The organism is Vibrio sp. OPT46 (genome assembly GCF_015163535.1).
Classification (GTDB): Bacteria; Pseudomonadota; Gammaproteobacteria; order Enterobacterales; family Vibrionaceae; genus Vibrio; species Vibrio alginolyticus.
The window spans coordinates 137,899-139,214 of record NZ_JADDYG010000005.1; the positions used below are offsets into that span (position 1 = coordinate 137,899).

General features: G+C 44.8%; 2 protein-coding genes. Both read right to left on the reverse strand.

Going from position 1 to position 1,316, the window contains the following annotated elements; genetic code table 11:
• Window positions 1–149 precede the first annotated feature (149 nt).
• Window positions 150–596 carry an RNA polymerase-binding protein DksA gene (dksA, locus tag IQR33_RS00830; protein ID WP_005386584.1) on the reverse strand — a complete coding sequence of 149 codons (447 nt, stop codon included), beginning with the start codon at window positions 594–596 and terminating at the stop codon, window positions 150–152.
• A 136-nt stretch (window positions 597–732) separates the two neighbouring features.
• Window positions 733–1,316, reverse strand: a 584-nt coding sequence (gene sfsA / locus IQR33_RS00835) for a DNA/RNA nuclease SfsA (RefSeq protein WP_228013694.1), incomplete at its 5' end; no start/stop codon positions are given.

Below are 1,316 nucleotides of genomic sequence, written 5' to 3' on the forward strand. Positions count from 1 at the left end.
AAAATGCAGTGGACCAGAAGGAGATGGGGCGAATCGACCTACATAGCGTGTCATGCGTGTATCTCGAATTTAGTAAACAAATAGGGTGCGAAGATAGCCAAAACAAAAAGGGAGCCTGAGCTCCCTTCAACAATCATAATGCTGGGTGATTAACCTTGCATTTGCTTCTCTTTGATTTCTGCAAGTGTTTTACAGTCAATACAAAGGTCAGCGGTTGGACGTGCTTCAAGACGGCGAACGCCAATCTCTACGCCACAAGACTCACAGAAGCCAAAATCGTCTTCTTTGATTTTATCCAAAGTCTTTTCAATCTTCTTGATCAAACGGCGTTCGCGGTCACGGTTACGCAGTTCTAGGCTGAACTCTTCCTCTTGAGAGGCGCGGTCAACTGGATCTGGGAAGTTTGCTGCTTCGTCCTGCATGTGGTGAACAGTACGATCCACTTCAGCTCTTAGCTGGTCGCGCCAAGCTGTTAAGATTTTCGTAAAGTGTTCAACCTGCTCTGGTGACATGTACTCTTCACCAGGTTTTTCCTGATATGGCTCCACGCCGGCAATGGCTAGGATGCCTATCGTTTTCTTCTTTGATTCTGGCATACAGCATCTCCTACTTACACCTAGTCAACTGCTACGCAGTCAATTTAAGGCGGGTATCTATAGCAAAAAGAGGCGGTGCAAGCAAATACTGAATCGCAAAGTTATCGTCAATGTGAAGACGACATCATTTTTTCTCTTAATTGATAAAATCAATAGCGGAAATCAGCTTCATTCCAGTATCGCTCAGTTCAGCTTTGTAGCAGAGAACTTCCACTCCAGCGTCTTGTGCTTGTTTGAGTAATAGTGAATATTTCGCGTCTATATGGTGCGCCGCGGATACTTTTTCAATACCTGAATGTAAAACAGTGAATAAAAGTATGGCTCTACTTCCATTTTGTGCCATTTCTGTGAGCTCTCTCAGGTGTTTTTGTCCCCGAGTCGTGACCGCATCTGGGAAGTATCCTTGTCCAGTAGAGTCGGTCTCATCAAGAAGAGTGACGCTTTTCACTTCTATATAGCACTTTGGCTTGTCGTCTGCGCTGAGCAAGATATCAATTCGGCTATTTTCATTGCCGTATTTCACCTCAGTTTGAAGTGTGTCATAACCACAAAGCTCTGAAATGACATTATTTTCAATAGCCTCTACGGCTAATTGATTGGCACGCGCGGTGTTGATACAAATACGGTGGCCTTGTTCGGTCTCACTCAACTCCCAACTATTGGGGTATTTTCGTTTCGGGTTGTCGGAAGTAGAAAACCAAACCTTGTTTCCGGGCGTTG

What these genes read in the sequence shown, in the direction of transcription:
- dksA (WP_005386584.1), bottom strand. Translation starts at nt 596, where the DNA reads ATGCCAGAATCAAAGAAGAAAACGATAGGCATCCTAGCCATTGCCGGC.